14 protein-coding genes are annotated in these 18,469 nt (G+C 50.5%); all 14 read right to left on the reverse strand.

The features are described 5' to 3' along the window. Positions 1-46 precede the first annotated feature (46 nt). Complete coding sequence (locus OR601_RS08275) at positions 47-1,906, reverse strand: InlB B-repeat-containing protein (RefSeq protein ID WP_265591692.1); 1,860 nt, start codon at positions 1,904-1,906, stop codon at positions 47-49. A 307-nt stretch (positions 1,907-2,213) separates the two neighbouring features. Continuing rightward, the gene (arcC, locus tag OR601_RS08280) at positions 2,214-3,176 is read right to left on the reverse strand and encodes a carbamate kinase (RefSeq protein ID WP_265591693.1); all 963 of its coding nucleotides are present in this window, start codon (positions 3,174-3,176) and stop codon (positions 2,214-2,216) included. 593 nt (positions 3,177-3,769) lie between these two features. Beyond that, positions 3,770-5,719, reverse strand: coding sequence for a DUF2207 domain-containing protein (locus OR601_RS08285; protein ID WP_265591694.1), 1,950 nt, complete (start codon positions 5,717-5,719; stop codon positions 3,770-3,772). Positions 5,720-5,786: 67 nt separating this feature from the next. After that, entirely contained in the window at positions 5,787-6,239 is a 453-nt protein-coding gene (locus OR601_RS08290) for a PIN domain-containing protein (RefSeq protein ID WP_265591695.1), read from the reverse strand. Continuing rightward, complete coding sequence (locus OR601_RS08715) at positions 6,217-6,537, reverse strand: type II toxin-antitoxin system RelB/DinJ family antitoxin (protein ID WP_369945760.1); 321 nt, start codon at positions 6,535-6,537, stop codon at positions 6,217-6,219. Before OR601_RS08715 ends, OR601_RS08290 begins: the two co-directional genes overlap by 23 nt. A gap of 135 nt (positions 6,538-6,672) precedes the next feature. Then, a complete protein-coding gene (locus OR601_RS08295; protein WP_265591696.1) occupies positions 6,673-8,646 on the reverse strand; it encodes a DUF4012 domain-containing protein in 1,974 nt (657 codons plus the stop codon). Between the two features lie 629 nt (positions 8,647-9,275). After that, complete coding sequence (locus OR601_RS08300) at positions 9,276-10,697, reverse strand: oligosaccharide flippase family protein (RefSeq protein WP_265591697.1); 1,422 nt, start codon at positions 10,695-10,697, stop codon at positions 9,276-9,278. A gap of 131 nt (positions 10,698-10,828) precedes the next feature. Continuing rightward, positions 10,829-11,917 (reverse strand): glycosyltransferase, encoded by a 1,089-nt coding sequence (locus tag OR601_RS08305; RefSeq protein ID WP_265591698.1) that lies wholly within the window; start codon positions 11,915-11,917, stop codon positions 10,829-10,831. Then, positions 11,904-13,007, reverse strand: coding sequence for a DUF6337 family protein (locus OR601_RS08310; protein ID WP_265591699.1), 1,104 nt, complete (start codon positions 13,005-13,007; stop codon positions 11,904-11,906). The genes OR601_RS08305 and OR601_RS08310 overlap by 14 nt, the downstream gene beginning before the upstream one ends. Positions 13,008-13,205: 198 nt before the next feature. Further along, positions 13,206-14,258, reverse strand: a complete 1,053-nt coding sequence (locus OR601_RS08315) for a glycosyltransferase family 4 protein (RefSeq protein WP_265591700.1) — start codon at positions 14,256-14,258, stop codon at positions 13,206-13,208. Between the two features lie 43 nt (positions 14,259-14,301). After that, complete coding sequence (locus OR601_RS08320; RefSeq protein WP_265591701.1) at positions 14,302-15,615, reverse strand: nucleotide sugar dehydrogenase; 1,314 nt, start codon at positions 15,613-15,615, stop codon at positions 14,302-14,304. After that, complete coding sequence (locus OR601_RS08325) at positions 15,612-16,394, reverse strand: glycosyltransferase family 2 protein (protein ID WP_265591702.1); 783 nt, start codon at positions 16,392-16,394, stop codon at positions 15,612-15,614. The genes OR601_RS08320 and OR601_RS08325 overlap by 4 nt, the downstream gene beginning before the upstream one ends. Positions 16,395-16,463: 69 nt before the next feature. Continuing rightward, a complete protein-coding gene (rfbA, locus tag OR601_RS08330) occupies positions 16,464-17,366 on the reverse strand; it encodes a glucose-1-phosphate thymidylyltransferase RfbA (RefSeq protein WP_265591703.1) in 903 nt (300 codons plus the stop codon). A 1-nt stretch (position 17,367) separates the two neighbouring features. After that, positions 17,368-18,462 carry a dTDP-glucose 4,6-dehydratase gene (gene rfbB, locus OR601_RS08335; RefSeq protein ID WP_265591704.1) on the reverse strand — a complete coding sequence of 365 codons (1,095 nt, stop codon included), beginning with the start codon at positions 18,460-18,462 and terminating at the stop codon, positions 17,368-17,370. Positions 18,463-18,469: the final 7 nt, after the last annotated feature.

The following is an 18,469-nucleotide window of genomic DNA, read 5'->3' on the forward strand; positions in this document are numbered from 1 at the left end:
GCCCGCCGAGCTCCTCCCGCAATATCATCCCAGTGCTTCCCGCACGCTAGTGCTGCGCGCGCCTCATCGCCACTGTTGCCACTGCAGCCGCCACGCCCAAGACGGCCAGTGCGCCTAGACCATAGGCTGCCGAGAAACCCTCGTCACCGGTGGCTGGCAGCCCACGCTCTGCCCTACCTTTAGGAGACACCTTGGCCCCGGCAGCCTTGGAAGCCCCTGATGCCTGACCAGGTTGCCGAGAAACGCCCTCGCTGCCCGCAGCGCCATTCTGTGAAGGCTGTGGCGCGCCAGGGGTTTGGGAGCCTTCTGGACCTTGGGTCTCGCCAGGAGCCTGCGGCTCATCGGGGTGTTGATCGGGAGCCTGCGGCTCATCGGGCTGAGAGGACTCCTCGACGGCTTTCCAGTGGGCGTAATAGACCAGGTTGCCTGTGGCGGTCTCGGGGATCTCCTCCACCGCGTCGCCGCCGCCAGACGAGGTATACCAGCCTTCAAAGGTGTAGCCTGGGCGCACCACCATCTGCGGCAGGATCAAGCCCGTGCCATAGGTGTAATGGGTGAGGCGCCGATCGAGGATCTTGCCGCCCTCAGGGTCGAGATACACCAGATAGGTGTTAGGGCTCCATTTGGCCCAGAAGGCCTGGTCACCTGTGGCCGTTGCCGGGATCTCAGACATCGGCTGCCCTGTGAGCTGCGCATTGTCATACCATCCGCCAAAAGTGCAGCCCACATGGGTCGCGCCAGGCAACGGCTGTGCCGTGCCAGGCACATAGGACGTCACATCGTCGCCTTCCAGCGTGCCGCCATTGAGGTTGAGCTGCACTTTGCAGGGAAGCACGGACCATCGGGCCACCAGCTCCACCGGCGCGCTCACCGGAGAGGCAAAGTCATAGGGCGCAGAGGATCCTTTTGCATACCAGCCGTCAAACCTATAGCCGGCGCGCACGGGATCTGCGGGGCGAGAGGCCAAGCCGCCGGCTTCCACCAGCTCCATGGCAGGGGCGCCGGACCCGCCGGCAACATCAAAGATGACTGTATGGAGCGATACAGAGCGGGTGTCTGCGGAGTTCGCCACCCCTCGTCCGCCCAACGCCTTGACGGCGGCAGTATAGCTTCCGGGCTGGCGCAAGGCCGGGCACGCTGTAGACCGGGCGTCTGCCGCCATGCGGTCATCCAACAGCGTCTCGCCGGAGGCAGAGGTCACCGTCACCTGATAACCGTTGGCACCTTCAACGCCATCCCAAGCTATCCGGGCATGATCGGCGCTCCAACCCACCGAGGCAGGAGCGGCCAGCTGCCATTGGGCGGTAAGGGTGATGGGCGCCATCACCTGGGCTCCCCAGCCAGAGAAATCATAGGTTGGGGCCAACGCGCCGTCGACCGGGGAGGTGGTCCACCCCTTGAAGCTGTGGGAGCCCCAACTAGGAGTTGCAGGGGCGTGCTTCAGCTTTTGGCCGGCCTCCACAAGCATGCCTACGGGAGTTGGCGCCTGGCCATTGTTGGGATCCAGAGAAACCGTCACCACCGTGTCGCGCGCGTTGATAAGCGAGGAGCTCGAGCCGCCTGCCGTCTGGGCGACGCCCACCGCAAACCCATAGGTGCCGGGCTCTGCGATGGTAAGGGAGTAGCTGTTGGTTTGCGGCGAATAGGTTTGCGTATGCACGCCGTCCTTCATGACCCAGAGTACGTAGTAACGAGCTCCCGTCACGGCGTCCCAAGACACGGTGGCGGTGTTCGAACCCGTCACCGCCCACCTTAGATTGCTAATGGTGCGGGAATCTTGGGCGGCTTCTACCGGGTCCGAGGGATCCTCTGCCAGCGCCACCGTCGCCGTCCCCCACAGGCTCACCGCCATGAGGCAGGAGGCCAAAAGGGCCGCAGCTTTCCAATAATGACTCGTTTTATTCATTCATAACTCCTTTGAGCCAGTGCACAAATAGATGCGACGCCCAGAAAGATCGAGCGCCACAGCGGTGTTCTCAAAGGAATATGTCCTCGCCGCCCCAGACCAATCTATGCACCCCTCAAATACGCCGGAGCGCAAGATAACGGCAACAAGCTGGAGGCATTCTAAAGAGGCACAAAGCGTGCCCCCAGCGCCCGGCAGCCACCCAGAACAAAGCTGCCTACGGCATAAGAAAGCCTCCGCCAAGCTATGCCCAGCGGAGGCTTCAAGTCACATTGAAAGATCAGGCTCCCAGCGCCTGCTCGCTCTCTTAGAGGTGAATGCGGGTGCCAGAGGTGCCCTTCATGGCCTCAGGAGCCTTCTCCAGAGAGCCGATGATGGCTACACGGCCAGGACGGCTCTTGGCAAACTTGACGGCAGCCTTGACCTTAGGCTCCATGGAGCCCTTGCCAAACTGACCCTCGGCCAGGTACTTCTCGGCCTCCTCGACGGTGATGTCCTCGAGGTCCTTCTGGTCAGGCTTGCCAAAGTTGATGGCCACGTGATCCACGGCGGTCAGAAGAATGAGCTTCTCGGCGTCGCAGTCCTCGGCCAAAAGCTCGCCGGCCAGGTCCTTGTCGATGACGGCGCCCACGCCAACCAGGGCATTGTCTTCCTCGACCACGGGGATTCCGCCGCCGCCACAGGCGATGACGATGTACTCCTCGTCCAACAGGTGGCGAATGGAGCCAATCTCCACGATGGCCTTAGGAGCAGGAGAAGCCACTACGCGACGATAGCCGCGGCCGGAGTCCTCTACTAACGTCCAGCTGGGGTTCTCCTTCTTGACCTCCTCAGCCTGCTCGGCGGTGAGGAACTGGCCGATAGGCTTGGTGGGGTTCTCAAAGGCAGGGTCGTTCTTGTCTACCTCAACCTCGGTCACGATGGTGGCCACATGCCAAGGCTTGCCCTGGCGACGGATCTCGTTGCCCAGGCCCTTCTGCAGGTGGTAGCCAATGTAGCCCTGGCTCATAGCGCCGCACTCAGGCAGATCCATCGCGGGAATATCAGAGTTGACCTCATTGGCGGTGGCAAAAGACTTCTGGATCATGCCAACCTGAGGGCCGTTGCCATGGGTGATCACAATCTCATTGCCCAGCTCGATCAAGCCAAGCAGAGCAGGAGCTGCAACGTTGATACGTTCCATTTGCTCCTTGGGGTTGTCGCCAAGAGCATTGCCGCCAAGGGCGACTACGATGCGGTCCGGTTTACCCGGAGCTTTGGTGTAAGTCATGGAAACCTCCCATTGCGTTTTTAATAAGAAGATCGCGCGGCCCGGTACCACGCAAACTCCGTAGGCTATTTGTATACCCCCGGCAACTCCCAAAAGTTATGGAGAGCTTATGCAGCGCGGCAAGAGGTAGCTATGGCGTTTTTAGTGGTAAATGGGGGTATTGAGCGGCAGGTGTATGTTACTATCCCTGCATTTCATACATAGCTTTTAGCATACTTTTATCATGCAGGAGTTATGCATCTTTCAGGTTGTTTTACCACTTGCACATCTGATGCCCTATGACCCCACGCGTTATAGCTCTCCTATGCCGAGAAACCCATCGACGCCCCCAAGTGCCGTTCCTAGGGGTCCCCTCTCTTAACAGTTTGAACACATGAGGCTGTCCCAAACGGCCACGGCCCGCACCATTCGCGCCTCGACGCAAAAGCGCGTCCAGAATCCCTTGGGACCCTGGACGCGCATCTTTACGTCCGCATCGCTCGCAACACGGCAGTGGGCACCCAGCGGCTCAGCAGCACAAAATGCCCGGCGCCCTGTCGCCACGGCGCCCACAGCAACTCGCGGCTCACAGGGCGCCCCCAAGCGCCCTGCAGCTAGAAGGCGCCGCCGCCTCCGCCGCCGCCAAAGCCGCCTCCGCCGCCGCCAGAGAACCCGCCGCCTCCGCCGCCGCCAGAACTGCTGGAAGAGGCCGCCAGCGCGGCCACAGAAGCCTGGTAGCTCGACCGAGAGGCCTCTTCGAAGACCGAGGCCGGCGAGTCCATGCGCCCATAGGTGCCCCACCACATATAAGTGGGCATGAAGTCCGGGTCTTCCAGCATTTGCGGAAGCACCATGCGCAGCTGCTTGATGACCTCGTCGGCAACGCCCAGCACCACAGCCATCACCAGCAGGCGGTTCCACAGCACCACATCGGTGGGCACCGCCTCGTCCAGGCGGGTGAACTCCTTGAGCCAGCGACGCAGAGCTTCCAGCTTCGCGGTAAGCTCCACAGCCTCAGACGACAATGCCTTCAGATGCACCACCACAATAGCCGACACCACAATGCCCGCCACAGGCGACAGCAGGCTCAAAAACATGGGAAGCGGCGCCTCGAAGATCAAGAAGGCGAAGAATCCCAAGAAGGCCGCCAGGCCGCACAGGATGATCATCAGCACGCACCAGCCCCGGCCGTTGCTGGAATCGGTAAAGAACCCTCGCAGATGCGCCTGACCCTCGGCCGTGTCCTTCCACTCCTTATAGGCATCCATAAAGCGCTCGGGCTTCTTCTTGGCCACCTTTTTGATGTCGTCAAAGTCCAGCTCGATGCGGCCGTCGGAAGGCTTCTCATAGCCCTTCACCCGAGGCGCCACCGTCTTGAAGAGCAAGTCCAGCAGGGCATTATCGATAGGATCTTCGATCTTTTGCGCACGTTTGGGGTTATAGGTAAGCCTGTAGGTCTCCTTCCCCCTGGAGAACGCGCCTTTCTTGGGCGTCTGCACGTAGGAAAGGTCCACTGCCCCCTCATCCGAGATCCTCATGAGCGTTGCCGTAAGCTCCGGGCTTCCCACCTCGTCGTCATGGATCAGCGCGCCCAGCACCGCCGGATGGTCATCGCTCGGCACATCCCTAAAATAACGGTCCTCAAACACCGGCCTGTGCTTTTGCTTATAACGTCTATAGAGCAGCAGCGACACCACGCAGGCCACCGCGCCCACGGCCACCACCAGGGTCAGCGCGCCATAGTAAATGGAGCGCGCTATCTCGCGCCTGCGATTAGCCTCGTCGGCCCAGCGCTGCTCCTGCTCCAAGATGGTGCTCATACGCGACTCGCCGGAAGGCGCCACGCTCAACCACTCCACCGGGAAGGTGATGCGCGCCTCCGCATAGTCGTCGCTGCCCACTGCGGGCACCATGTACATCACATCGTTGCCCGAAAAACGCACCTCTCCATCCAGGGTGCCGTGGCCCCAGGCCCGCACGTTCTGCTCTGGAGTCACCTGTTGCCCCGCCGGCACCGGCAGATGAATGGTGCAGGTCACATTGTGCGAGGTCTCATCCCACCCATCCGAGACAAACTTCCAATAGAGCTCCCCGGTATCCTTCCAGGCCGTGGCCAACTGCGGAATGGAATAGGTGATGCGATAGGTTACCTGCTGGTCCTCTGCCGGGTTATAGAGCTTTGCCTCCACATAGCTGCTGTATTGGGTGAGCTCGTAGCTATGGGGATCGCCGGAGTAGTCCTGCACGAACGGCTCAAAACTCCCGTTGTCGCTCACCACTCCCACCGATTCCACCTCAGGCTCCAGCTGCCGCCCCTCGTAGTTTCCCTGAGGCAGCCGCCAGTAAACGCCGTTGAAGTCGCCGTCAAAATCAAAGGTGCGATCTTCTGTCACGTGCAGCGTGCCATCGGCATCCAACGTGGCATCGATAGCCACCCGAGATATCTCGTAGGATTTCGCCGATGCCTGCGTGGGGGCTGCCACGCACACAGCCATGCATACTGCGATCAATGCCAAAACTGCCGAGAAGGCGCCACCACTGCGGCGCCACACACTTGAAACCATGGACTACCTCCAAAAGGAGTGGACGGTCCCCACAGTCTAAGAAAGAACTGAAAAGACTACAAGCAGACTAAAGCGTCTCAGTGACGTACCAAATCCCCCGCTCCTCCTGCAGGCGTTCCAGATATTCCCGAGGCGTCATCACCGGCACAGAAGACTTTTCAAATCCTGAAGCATCCCGTGTGAGCAGCACGTCAGCCCTGCACTCCTTGGCTGTCAGCGCCACCAAGCAGTCTTCGAAATCCTCCCAACCCCAGACGCATGCTTCTCTAATGCACCCCGCATCCACCGATGCCACATGCAAAAAATCCAAGCTTTCGTAAAATGCCCGCTGGAGATCCTCGCTGCCCACCTCGCGAGCCACGATATAGAACACATCCGTAAAAGACTTAGCACTGCACCAGAGCTGCACGTCGCCCAACATCTGAGCCACCCGCAGCTTCACCGTAGCATCAAAAAACGGCTCTCTTTTGGCAAAGTAGTCCACCAGCACACAGGTATCAAGAAAGAGCCTCGTAGTCACGGCGCCTCCCCTCTGCCAGCGCGCGCCTAACATCCAACCCTTCCAGATGCACTCCCTCAAAAGTGGTCGCCGCTAGAGACCGGCGCAGCTCCTGCATCTGCACCCCATCCAACCCACGAGGCCCTCGCGGCAAGACCGCCACCGCCTCAGAAGCCCCCTCCCCTGGGAGCTCCCCTGTTTGAATCAGATGGTTAAAGGCTGCATTGACCAAATCGCTTACCGTGGCCCCTTTGGCCCGCAGCACATCCACTCCTTGCCGCTTTATCTCATCAGGGACCCGCGCACTGATAGTCGCCATAGACTCCTCCCATTCCTAAATTGGAAGAAGTGTAGCACGTATTACATACCCGCCTCCACCTCGTGAGCCACAAAAAAGCGCCCCGACTTCCAAGGAAACCTGGGCGCGTCTGACTATCTCAATCCCATCCTACCGCTAAGAGAAGCTCCTGGCAGCCGGAGTGCGGCTCACCGTGAGAGGCTGCGTAGCCTCTGGAGACGTGGTTACCGTGTAGGTGATGGTAGTGGTCTCCTGGGGATTCTCCTGCAGCGAGCAGGTCCACTCGTCGTATCCGTACACCGAGTGCTGCGCTACCGAGAAGACCCCTCCCTGACCTTGGATATCTGAGATATAGCCCCCCGCCGGTGCCAGCAGGTACAGATGCGTAAGCATGTCACCCTGACTACGCTTGTCTGGATTGCCGCCATAGACATAGTAAGGGGCAGCCGCCGCCTCCTCAGGCGTCATAGCGTTGGTAACGGTGGTAGTAACCGGATAGCTCGTCGAGCCGTCAGCGTTCTTCACGCCCTCGCCCACCTGGGTGTTCATGTTCAGATACCAGTCCATCTTGGACCAGGTGTAGTCGTTGGTATAGGTGCCTAGCACAGGTTTTGCAGGATCGGCTTCCAATTTGCCCGAGAAGCCCAGAGCGTCAATGGCCACCTCTTGATCAGGATCAGCCATCCATACCTGGAAGTTACGAGCCAGGGCGCCGTCCAAGATAGTCTTGGCCAAGTCACCGCTGTCTGCGTGTCCAAGGCCTGCAAAGATAGCCTGGAACGACGCTCCAGCGACGCCCGAGAAGAACGCATCCTGAGCATCCACTGGGATGTTCCAGTAGGTGTCGTGCATAAGCACGGTAGCCGCATTAGAACCATCCACATGGATGCCATTCACATCCACCGATTGTCCCGTGACCGCTAACAGCGACTGCAAAAACACGGGGTCAACAGCCACCACGCCATTGACCGCCTGATTCTTAAACGCCAGCCAGCTTTGAGCGGCAGCCTCTGCCGCACGCGGGAACTGCGGTGTCATCATGGATGAACCAGGGTTAAATGCCGCACTGCCCATATCAAAGGCGGCAGACTCCTCGTCTGTGGGAGTAAACCCAGTGCCACTCTCCTGACGCTCCCCCTGCAGCGAGGCAAAGTCGCCATTGAGCGTGATTGTGCCATCCGTCACCGTCATGGTGCCCCAGGCTCCAGGGAAGCCGCCAGAAGAACGGGTCTCCACGTTGTTAAGAGCCACTACCAAGTAGGTCTTAGTTTGGCCATCGGCGCCCAGCATCACCGGCAGCTGGGGCAACACGTCGTCCGCCTCATCCAACAAGTCACTCGCCTGGGACAAAGTAGACTGAGCGCCCTCAAGCACGTCATTGATCCTCTGGATATGGAATGTCTCCAGCGACTGGATCTTATGGATGGTATCTGTGAGAGGAACCTTGATCGCAAGTACTGCATTGACGACCTTTTGCAAGATAGGGATATCCACCTGACCGCCATCTTTCACCAGCGACTTGATGGACACGCCATTCAAGTCGTTAGAAAACGGCAGCAAACCGTTGTGCATAAAGTCATTGGCAACGCTTACCAGCTCGCGCCCTTGTCGCACGTCCTGACCATAAACCGGCACGATCTCAGCCGCGGTCCAAAGCGGGCTCGACAGACGATCTGCCATGGTCTGAGTGCTTTGAGCCAGCGAAGCTGCCGAGCTAGAAAGCTCATCCGACTTACCATTCATCAACGCATCTTTATACACAGCAAGCTCCTGCTTGGCATTCTGCGCTTCAGACTTGATAGCCTTCAAATCCTCGTACATAAAGAAGCCGCAGGCACCTCCCACAACTACCAGTACCGCCAGCACAATGAGCAGGATCTGCCACCAGTGAGGTCCCCTGCGAACAGGCTTGCCGGGCGCCCCAGCGCCCTTGCGCGACTTCACATAGGAGACTGCGTCGCCAGAGTACCGAGAAGCCGTAGGCTGATAAGGTTGCGTATAGGGCGACGCCCCTTGCGAAGCATTGCCTGCTGTTCCCGCGGAGCGGCTATGAGATGCGCGATAGGAAGAATTCCCCTTGGGGCGATAGCTGGGACGAGAAGGGCCAGAGGCCATATGCTTGGCAGACAAAAGAACTCCTAAAGGTAGGCTGCAGCCGGAGATGGCAGTCAGAAATCAGACACGCTCGGGCCGTAAGAAAAAGCCCGACAGCCAATCTACCACTATATGGATAGATTAATGAACGGTTTCTACCCCTTACGGAGCGACTTCAACAAAACCCAAACACCCACGCTCGGCCTTTAAACCCAGTGGGACCTCATTCCACACAGTACCGCCGAGAAGTCCATCCTCAATAATATGTAATTCAAGCTTCCTTTTGAGATTATTTTTTTTACAGCATTCCTACCTGCGGTAATCTCATTTTCCAACAGGATATAGGCGAGTTCACTCGCACTTTCCAACATACTTAACAGAGCTAATCATACTGATGCCTCATCACCCAAATTATGCCTCACCACCCAAAATCTTTAAACCTCAGAGAAATTCTTGTAGGCACTCTATAGATTTCGTATAGCCCTCATCGTCTTCATGACTTCACGGTGATTGTCGTCTCTCACGCCCATCATCATCCCGATAGCGCATGGTTCATCCCTATCCTATTTTGATATAGATGCCCCACAGATAGGAAGTAAGCGTGGATCTATATAGGCTCATGCCCCTACGCAACCTGAAAGGTTCACCAATTAAGTATCACTTCATTATTTTAATATATCCCTAAGCACTGCTTTAATTCTTAGAACAACATCTACTTGTTTTCCAAAGTTGACCAAATAGATCGAATAAATGGCTGTATAAATACAAAAGGCCAATAAGCTGGGAAGAACTAAGGCTAGAACAATAAAAAGAGCAGTCAGTAACAATTCCCCATAATTTAGGGACCTGATCATTGGCTTCTTAAGCACTGAAGAAAGTTGTTTTTCTGACCACAAACTTCTTCCAATTATCGAAAGCGCTGCACCACCAATCACCACAACTGTTGATTTAAATATAAACACCCCAAGTATCGTAAAGAATGCACTTATAAAGCACGTCCAAAGATTGATTTCGAGAAGCCGCGACTCCTGCCGCAAGACTTTAAAAAAGGTTGTACAGCATATATTCATCTTGCTGTCAAACACGCAAACAGGCAGAAGCAAGAGAAAATAAATATAACTGCTTGCATAATCTGGGAGCCAGATCGAAAGTATCCAAACCAGCGGAAAGTATCCTAAATAAAACATCGGAGCTATTAACGAGAGGAAATCTCGAGACCTCGCAAAAAACTGTCTCAGTTCACCATCATCTGATTGTCTTAAAGCTGGGAATAGAACCATACTTGCTTGACTAACAAATGCTAAAAAGAAATTAACCATCGATAGAGCCAGCGAAAGTCGTCCAAATGCATCAATTCCCCATGCCAAATCAATAGAAAACCTTGCAATCCCTAGAATTAATTGGCTTGCGATATTAGCAATCATCAATTTAAAACCAACACGAATGGAACTGATCGCATCCCTCACTGCTGTGGGTATGGGTTCCAGTTTTGTTTGCAGAAAATCCCTACAGCACCATAAGCAATAACCTAGCTGCACCACGCTTGAAAACAAATATGCCACAACGAATGGCCGAAAGGAGTTACATCTTATTATTAAAAAGATCAGAAGCGGCACGAGAAAGGTCAGACGCTCTACGATAGTCGCATAAGAAGACTTCTGTGTCTCATTCATCGACTGCAAAAGATACATCAAAAAAAGCGACGCATTGTGTATCACCAAGTAAGCGCATGTAAATATTATTACATAATTTCTTTCTTGAATTGCGAATCCCTGTAGGACTACCGTTGTAATCGCAATAGATATGATTAATTGGAAAACAACTCCGAACCAAAATTGTGACATTACAGAAGCTTTATTAATTTCAGCCCGCGATTCTCCTCCTTTAATTAAATAGACACCATCATTTAGCCCTAAATGAGCAAATCCCACATAGGAACAGTAGAAGATGAAAAGTTGCCAATAACCATACTCGGTAACACCGAGTAATTTCGGAACGAGCAATGTTTGAATAAAACTTAACACCATCGCAACGCCCTGAGCCAAGAACGCCGTTCCAGCATTTTTCGCTAAAGTACGATAGTCCACAATCTCACCTTACTAAAGAGCAGCAGTCGTTAAACTATCTTTCTCGCCTTATCTAATGTGCGCACCTTGCTATCAAGCTACTCTAGTCATCTTCATACACATTGTTAGTCATGATGGAAGATGACATACTTCTACTGTGCTTCGTCGGACTGCTGCAATTGCCAAATAAAATCTGCAGAGAATGGTGTTATATAGATCTCTTTTGGTTTTCCGGAAAGTAAAATAAAAATGCCTTTTCCGACGCCTTCGAGAATATTAGAAGCAAGCATTAGATTCTGAAGATAAGCTCTTACTTCAGCAAAGCTCAACCCATAAACCCTAAATAACTCTCGCGAAAAGTATATACAAGACGCGTATCTCCAAAAGTGCCAACGCGTTTTCGAATAATAATGTTTCATGTCAACAAATCGATTTAATCGGTGAAGGAAGCTTCTCGACAAATCGGCCTCTTTATTTCCCCGACCTACACTTGCTCCCACTTTATGCAAAATGTGAGTGTTCATAAGGACCCTTCCAGTCATCCCTTTACTCTTTGCACGGAGAGCAAATTCATAATCCTCCTCACCAAAGAAAAAGGTTTCTGACAGAAGCCCCATCTTTAATATGGTTTCTCGAGGAAGTAGTAAGAAACAACCAGTTATATAGTCCACTTTCGGGAAAGTATCTTTCCGGGCTAAAAATAGTTCAACATCACGGTTGACGTAATAGTGTCTTGTACCAAAAAATATTGATCCTCCTGCATTCCAAGATCTACTCGGCTCAGCATAGTAATGAATGTCCGTTGATGCATAATCACATTGACTTTTGCAAGTTTCAACCGCATTGAGTAATTTTGTTATACTTTGTTCAATTAGTTCAGTGTCATTATTTAAAAGTATAAAATAGTCTACATTTCCACGAAGGCCATATTCCAAAAGCCAGTTGTTGCCCCTTGCAAAACCCAAATTAGTATCACCGAAAAACACTGTCACTTCTGCCGACAGTGAATGATCAACCTCATACGGCTTCTGATCTCCAACATATATAGCTCTGTAGTTAAAAGGGCCTTTTTCCAATCCATTCAGTAATATCTGCTTCTGATCCTCACGAGAATTATTATCGTAAATCAGAATTCGATAATCGAGATTCTGCTCATATAAAAAGATAGATTCTAGACATTTTAATGTATCATTTGAACCATTATAGTTTAATATGCATATATCCATCTTACGGGTGCTCATCGGCTTTTATCCATTTCTCAATATACTTTATTAATATGGGTATGATTAATGTATATATAAATGTTTCCCATATTGGTGATAAGGCAAAATAATCCCCAAAGAAAGAAAGTATGAGACATGCTCCCACATAACATGCCAACAGAGAGTTTTTCGGATTAACGGTTAGAAAGGTGAAGATCATTCCCAGAATCAATAGCGCAACAAACCCAGCAACCCATTCCTTATTCAAGAAGAACATCGAGACTAGGTTGCAAACATTCCCTCGCTCACCGTTGGTACCCAAGGAGACAAATGGCATGATAGGCATCTCAAAAAAGTTAGCACCCGTAAAAGCTCTTGAAACCATATTAGGAATCGGCATGAATTGGGACAATAACAGGTAAAAGGGGGATAAGCACTGACCAAACGAAATATTTGTAACAAGAGAACTGTATAGCACTCCACTAGACAGATAATTAACTAGATGACGCTCCAGATATCCAGTTCGTGCCATATCCCCGCGAGACGCAAAGATTATTGCATAACTCAAATAAAACAGCATTACTGGAATTACAACCAAAAGAGGAAGTGCTTTTTTTACTTTTACAGCTCCTGTTAAACAACTGTAGATGAGTGATGCAAGGATCAAAACAATGGGATGATACTTAACCATTGTCATAAAAATCAAGACAATGTACAGAGTCCAAAGTATTATTGATTTCCAAGAACGCACTTCAAAAAAGTCTTTTAACAACAATGGACAAAGCGCATATCCAATCAAAATAACTCTTGCACAAGGTCCGGTGAGTAGCGCTCCATCAAGACCGTCTGTATCAAAGAATCTTGCTATTCCTACGCTTGCCATTAAGAAGATAAGTCTGATAAAGCCGAGACTAAGACAAATTGCAACTATTACCCGTATTAGACGTATATCCAGACCAAGAGAACGCCACTGTTTTATAATTTTATGTGTAGAAATTCCCAGAATTGTGCCACGTCTTCTTTCCTGCCTCGCCATAATCAGTAAAACCAGTACTTCGCCACAGGTTATGGCAATCAGCCCGATTATTACCGACCACAATTCTGTCATCTCTAAAGAATAGAAATCCAAACTTGGTCCAACAAGACATAAAAGAAGTAGAGCCCCGGTAATTGGAAAGAATATATATGTAGTCGGAACAAAAATTGATCCGAATAATTTCCATATTATAAATGTAACAAGGGCAGTTAATGCTACTAATACTATTATCATTTTACTTTTACTATTCTTATCTTGCCAGAGACCTTATATGGTAATAACAAAATACAGTCACACAAATTCCCTCATCCTTCCATAAACCATTTGCGCAATCTTCTTTGGATCATACTTTTTCCACTGCTCGATACAGTTTTCTCGTAGGCTAAAACGCTCTGAATCACTTTTTGACGTATATTCTCTTATTAATTCCACCAAGGACTCATCTTTACTGAATGGATAACTGTATCCTGTCACTCCATCTTCCAGCATCTCATCATAGAACTGCCATCTTGCAGCAAGTACTGGAGTCCCTGCTGCGAGTGCATCAATAATAGTTCCAGGCATTCCTTCCCAAGGGCAAGATGTTGGAAAGAGCAGGGCATCATATGATGCAATTACATTTACACTTTTTTCAGGATCAACCACTCCTAAGTATTTAACATGCGCGGACTTATCTAAATGGAATTGAAACTCATCTTTGTAGTCATCATCAACCTGACCATAAATATCAAGATTATAAGGGCCCTCTCCCTGACCAGCAGATTTATTCAGCTCCTCAATTGCCTCGATTGCCACATTAATACCCTTGTCCTTTCTCACGCGACTAAAGGTACAAAAGTTCCAACCACTGGCTACTATTGTCTTCTGTACTGCGAGTCGATTAACAAAGTACTTGAAGTTAGGCAAAAGTTCCGCGTTATTAATACTAAGCTCTCTCAATTCTTCCACTAGTTGTTCTGATTCCACCCAGTTAATCGCAAAACTAGTTAAATACTGAACCCATTTCGGGTGTTTTTTCACTTCATTTGCCAAAGAGCCACCAATTAAGTTCTGGAACACCGGAATATTGAACGTTTTAGTAATTAAGCTCATAATTGGATACAGAGCGCGACGACCATTTCCAGAGACCATAAGTACTATGGCATCACATTGCCTAGCAGCTCTTAGCAATGCGGCCATAATAAATGGAGCTCTATTTTTCCAGTCAACTGTATCTACAACTTGGACGGAACCGTCTCCGTAGATCTCAGACAGCAGCCTTTCCATATTCCGAGTTTTAATCGTCTGACCATCAAAGTAATCCTGGTCATTCGCCACTCTTCCTACAAGCGCAATTTTTTGCATACGCCTTCTCGCCCTTTCTGTCCAGCTATAAATTGCGCGTCACTTATAGGCTCCAATAGCGTTGACTAGAAAAATCATTTTTATTCAAGACACTTTTTACATCAATAACAACCGTTCTACTGCACGACGTCTTTTTTAGCAGCCCTTTTATCCCCTCTGCTCCAAGCTCTTTGAAAGCATCATGGCTCACGGCCAAAATGACACAATCCAAATCTTTCAGACAGTCAAAGTCTACAAGTTCTACTCCACAAACTGCTTTTACCTCAATAGGGTCAGCAACAGGGTCAGTAATTAGCGGAGATATACCATATTGGTGAAGACATAAGATTATATCCATCACTTTTGAGTTACGAACATCCGGACAGTTCTCCTTAAAGGTAATACCGAGTATTCCTACCTTTGCACTAGCGGGAGCCAACCCTGCCTTTACCATTTCTTTGATAGTTGCATTTGCAACATATTCTCCCATTCCATCATTAATGCGACGCGCAGCAGAAATAATTTGGCTATGATATCCCAGCAGCTCTGCTTCATAAGTAAAGTAATATGGATCAACGCCGATACAATGACCACCGACAAGTCCAGGACGAAATCCCAGCGCGTTCCATTTAGTGTTCATCCCATCAATAACTTCAGCAGTATCGATTCCCATACGATCAAGCGCCATTGCAATCTCATTGACGAATGCAATATTTACATCACGCTGGCTATTTTCAACCACTTTGACGGCCTCTGCCGTTTTGATTGAAGATACCGGATAAGTGCCTGCCTTAATCACGGTATTATAAACATTAGAAATTTCTTGAAGTGTTTCCTCATTCTGGCCAGACACTATTTTTTTTATGTTTACAAGTGTGTGTACTTTATCACCGGGATTAATGCGTTCCGGACTATACCCCACCGTAAAATCACGACCGCATACTAGCCCGCTCTCTCTTTCAAGAATAGGCACACATACATCCTCCGTAACACCAGGGTATACGGTAGACTCATAGACAACTATTGATCCTGGCATTAAATGTTTTCCCAATATCTCAGATGCACTTATGACCGGAGACAAATCAGGTGTTTTATCAAGATTGATTGGAGTGGGCACTGCAACAATGTGGAACCGCGCATCCTCTAGATCCACAGGATCATGTGTGAACTCCATAGTCGTGGCAGCGATGGCTTCGTTTCCCACCTCACAGGTAGGATCTTCTCCTCGCTTGTATCTCTCTATTTTCGATTCATTAATATCAAAACCAACTACATTAACATGCTTAGCAAACTCTACTGCAATTGGCATCCCCACATATCCAAGTCCAACGAGAGAAAGTTTTGTCTTTTTTTCTATAAGGTCTTGAAACACGCTCATGATTTCTTTTGTCCTTTCCTCATTCGCTTTCCTATTGCATGAACCATTTGCCACAATTGACACCATGCTGCATAAGGAATACTCAGATGCTCTACGTTTCTGTACACATTCCAAGTTCTTTTAATTGCTTTGATTTTATTACTAGACAAAGACCCCGTACTCTTGCGATATTTAGCGAGCACTAAATCTAAACCGTAAAAAACATGGCCTGACCGGGCCACAGTCAGCCAGGTGGCCAAATCCTGACCTCGCTTGAGATCAGGCATGACTAGTAACTCCTTATTCACAATCTGTGTGTCAAACATTACTGTATGACTACATGTAATTGTGTTTTTTAAAAATTGCCTATAGTCCACGCTTTTCGGAACATGAACCACGTTTATGAATCGTCCATCTTCGGTAATTGTCTTATACGAAGTGAAGCATGCACCGATTTTATTGTTCTTCATAAACTCCAACTGTTTTGCCAGCTTGTCCCGTTCCCACAAATCATCTGCATCCAAATAGGTGATATATCGGCCTCGAGCATGTTCAAGACCCCTATTTCTGGCTTTTGCCACTCCTCCATTGTGAGACTGAACGAACAGAGATATTCGGGGGTCTTTTGACACCAGCTCTTCAATAACCTCAACACTCGAATCACTAGAGCAATCGTCGACAACAACTATCTCTATATTTTCATATGTTTGACATATTACACTATTGATAGTTTCTTCTATGAATTGCTGAGAATTAAAGCAAGGTATTATGACTGATACCCTTGGATCATTTATGCTCATTCTTAGTCCACCCTTGCCTATAGTTCATGAAATTTTACAGACTTTTTTATACTGCACATTTTTATTATTTTAAACTGTGTAATGATGTGGCACTAATCGCCCTTCAGCCACGTCGCGCAGATGATAGCCATACTCACTTTTGCCATAGCGTTCTGCTGCTTCAATGAGCTGGCCTGCATCGATCCAACCATTCTCGAAGGCAACTTCTTCTGGAACACATACAGGAAGCCCCTGGCTGCGTTCTACAGCGCGTACGAAGTCCGTAGCGTCAAAAAGGCTTTCCATAGTGCCTGTATCTAGCCATGCAAAACCGCGGCCAAGGGTCGCCACATTAAGTGCATTGTCTTCAAGATACATGCGATTGAGATCGGTAATTTCGTATTCGCCACGAGCGCTGGGCTCGACTTGAGCAGCCAGGTCTGCCACGCGGCCATCGTAGAAATAGAGGCCCGTCACTGCATAGTTGCTTTTTGGATTATCAGGCTTCTCCTCGATAGAGACCGCATTATAGTCCTCGTCGAACTCCACGACGCCGAACCGCTCTGGATCCTCAACGTGGTATCCGAATACAGTGGCACCACCCTGAGCATTGGTGCGCTCGACAGTTTGACGCAGCAGCTTACGTAGACCTTCACCATAGAAAATATTGTCACCTAAGATCAGCGCACAGGACTCACCGGCTGCAAAGTCGGCTCCGATAACAAATGCCTGGGCGAGACCGTTGGGCTTGGGTTGCTCGGCATAAGAAAAGTGCACCCCAAAACGGCTGCCATCGCCGAGCAGACGCTGGAAATTGGGAAGATCGGCGGGAGTGGAAATGATCAAGATGTCACGGATTCCAGCCAGCATGAGCACCGAGAGCGGATAGTAGATCATGGGCTTGTCGTACACCGGGAGCAGCTGCTTGGAAGTAACCTCGGTGAGGGGATAAAGGCGGGTGCCAGAGCCTCCAGCCAGGATGATGCCTTTCATGTTAGTTTTCTCCCTCATCAAGGCGCTTGCGATCGCCATACATCTCTTGGTAGTAATCCTGATACGCACCGCTGGTTACATGGTCCATCCATTCACCATTGGCTAGATACCATTGGATGGTGGCGACAATGCCGTCTTCGAAACGGGTCTCTGGAGTCCAGCCGAGCTCGGCACCGATCTTTGCGGGATCAATTCCGTAGCGGCGATCGTGGCCAAGGCGATCAGCCACATGAACAATGAGGTCGCCGGTGATCTGAGGGTCATCGGTCGCTTTTGACACCTCGGAGATCACGGTATCCACGATGTGCGCATTGCTGCGCTCGTTATGACCGCCTACGTTGTAGGCCTCTCCGTCGCGACCGTTTGAGATCACAGCGTCGATGGCACGACAATGGTCCTCTACATAGAGCCAATCGCGTACATTGAGGCCATCACCATAAACGGGAAGGTTCTCATGATGCAGCGCATTGTTGATCATGAGAGGAATGAGCTTCTCGGGGAACTGATAAGGCCCATAGTTATTAGAGCAACGTGTGATGTTGATCGGCAGCCCAAAGGTGTCATGATAGGCAATTACGAACATATCGGCAGATGCTTTTGAAGCGGAGTAGGGAGAATGGGGCGAGAGAGGAGTCTCTTCAGTAAAGAAGGTGTCAGGCTCATCTAATGACAGGGTGCCGTAAACCTCGTCCGTAGACACTTGCAAGAACTTTACGCCCTCGCGATAACCTCCCTCAGGAAGTGTCCAGGTGTCACGAGTAAGATCGAGCAGACAAACCGTACCCATCACGTTAGTGCGTGCGAATGCAGCAGGATCCTCAATGGAACGATCCACGTGGCTCTCAGCCGCAAAGTTGACTACATAATCAGGCTGATACTCTGCAAAAACAGCAGCCATGGCCTCGCGATCGGCAATGTCTGCTTGCACGAAGCTATAGCGAGGATCATTGGCAACAGAGCTGAGGTTCTCTAGATTACCCGCATAGGTAAGCAGATCTACATTGACGATCTTAATATCTTGATGGGCAGAGAGCATATAGAGAATGAAATTTGATCCTATGAATCCGGCGCCACCGGTAACTAGATAGGTTTTCATGGTTTTC

It is taken from the genome of Leptogranulimonas caecicola, assembly GCF_023168405.1.
In the GTDB taxonomy this organism is placed as follows: domain Bacteria; phylum Actinomycetota; class Coriobacteriia; order Coriobacteriales; family Atopobiaceae; genus Leptogranulimonas; species Leptogranulimonas caecicola.

What these genes read in the sequence shown, in the direction of transcription:
- rfbB (WP_265591704.1), bottom strand. Translation starts at nt 18,462, where the DNA reads ATGAAAACCTATCTAGTTACCGGTGGCGCCGGATTCATAGGATCAAAT.
- OR601_RS08305 (WP_265591698.1), bottom strand. Translation starts at nt 11,917, where the DNA reads ATGAGCACCCGTAAGATGGATATATGCATATTAAACTATAATGGTTCA.
- arcC (WP_265591693.1), bottom strand. Translation starts at nt 3,176, where the DNA reads ATGACTTACACCAAAGCTCCGGGTAAACCGGACCGCATCGTAGTCGCC.
- OR601_RS08325 (WP_265591702.1), bottom strand. Translation starts at nt 16,394, where the DNA reads ATGAGCATAAATGATCCAAGGGTATCAGTCATAATACCTTGCTTTAAT.
- OR601_RS08715 (WP_369945760.1), bottom strand. Translation starts at nt 6,537, where the DNA reads ATGGCGACTATCAGTGCGCGGGTCCCTGATGAGATAAAGCGGCAAGGA.
- OR601_RS08285 (WP_265591694.1), bottom strand. Translation starts at nt 5,719, where the DNA reads ATGGTTTCAAGTGTGTGGCGCCGCAGTGGTGGCGCCTTCTCGGCAGTT.
- rfbA (WP_265591703.1), bottom strand. Translation starts at nt 17,366, where the DNA reads ATGAAAGGCATCATCCTGGCTGGAGGCTCTGGCACCCGCCTTTATCCC.
- OR601_RS08320 (WP_265591701.1), bottom strand. Translation starts at nt 15,615, where the DNA reads ATGAGCGTGTTTCAAGACCTTATAGAAAAAAAGACAAAACTTTCTCTC.
- OR601_RS08315 (WP_265591700.1), bottom strand. Translation starts at nt 14,258, where the DNA reads ATGCAAAAAATTGCGCTTGTAGGAAGAGTGGCGAATGACCAGGATTAC.
- OR601_RS08275 (WP_265591692.1), bottom strand. Translation starts at nt 1,906, where the DNA reads ATGAATAAAACGAGTCATTATTGGAAAGCTGCGGCCCTTTTGGCCTCC.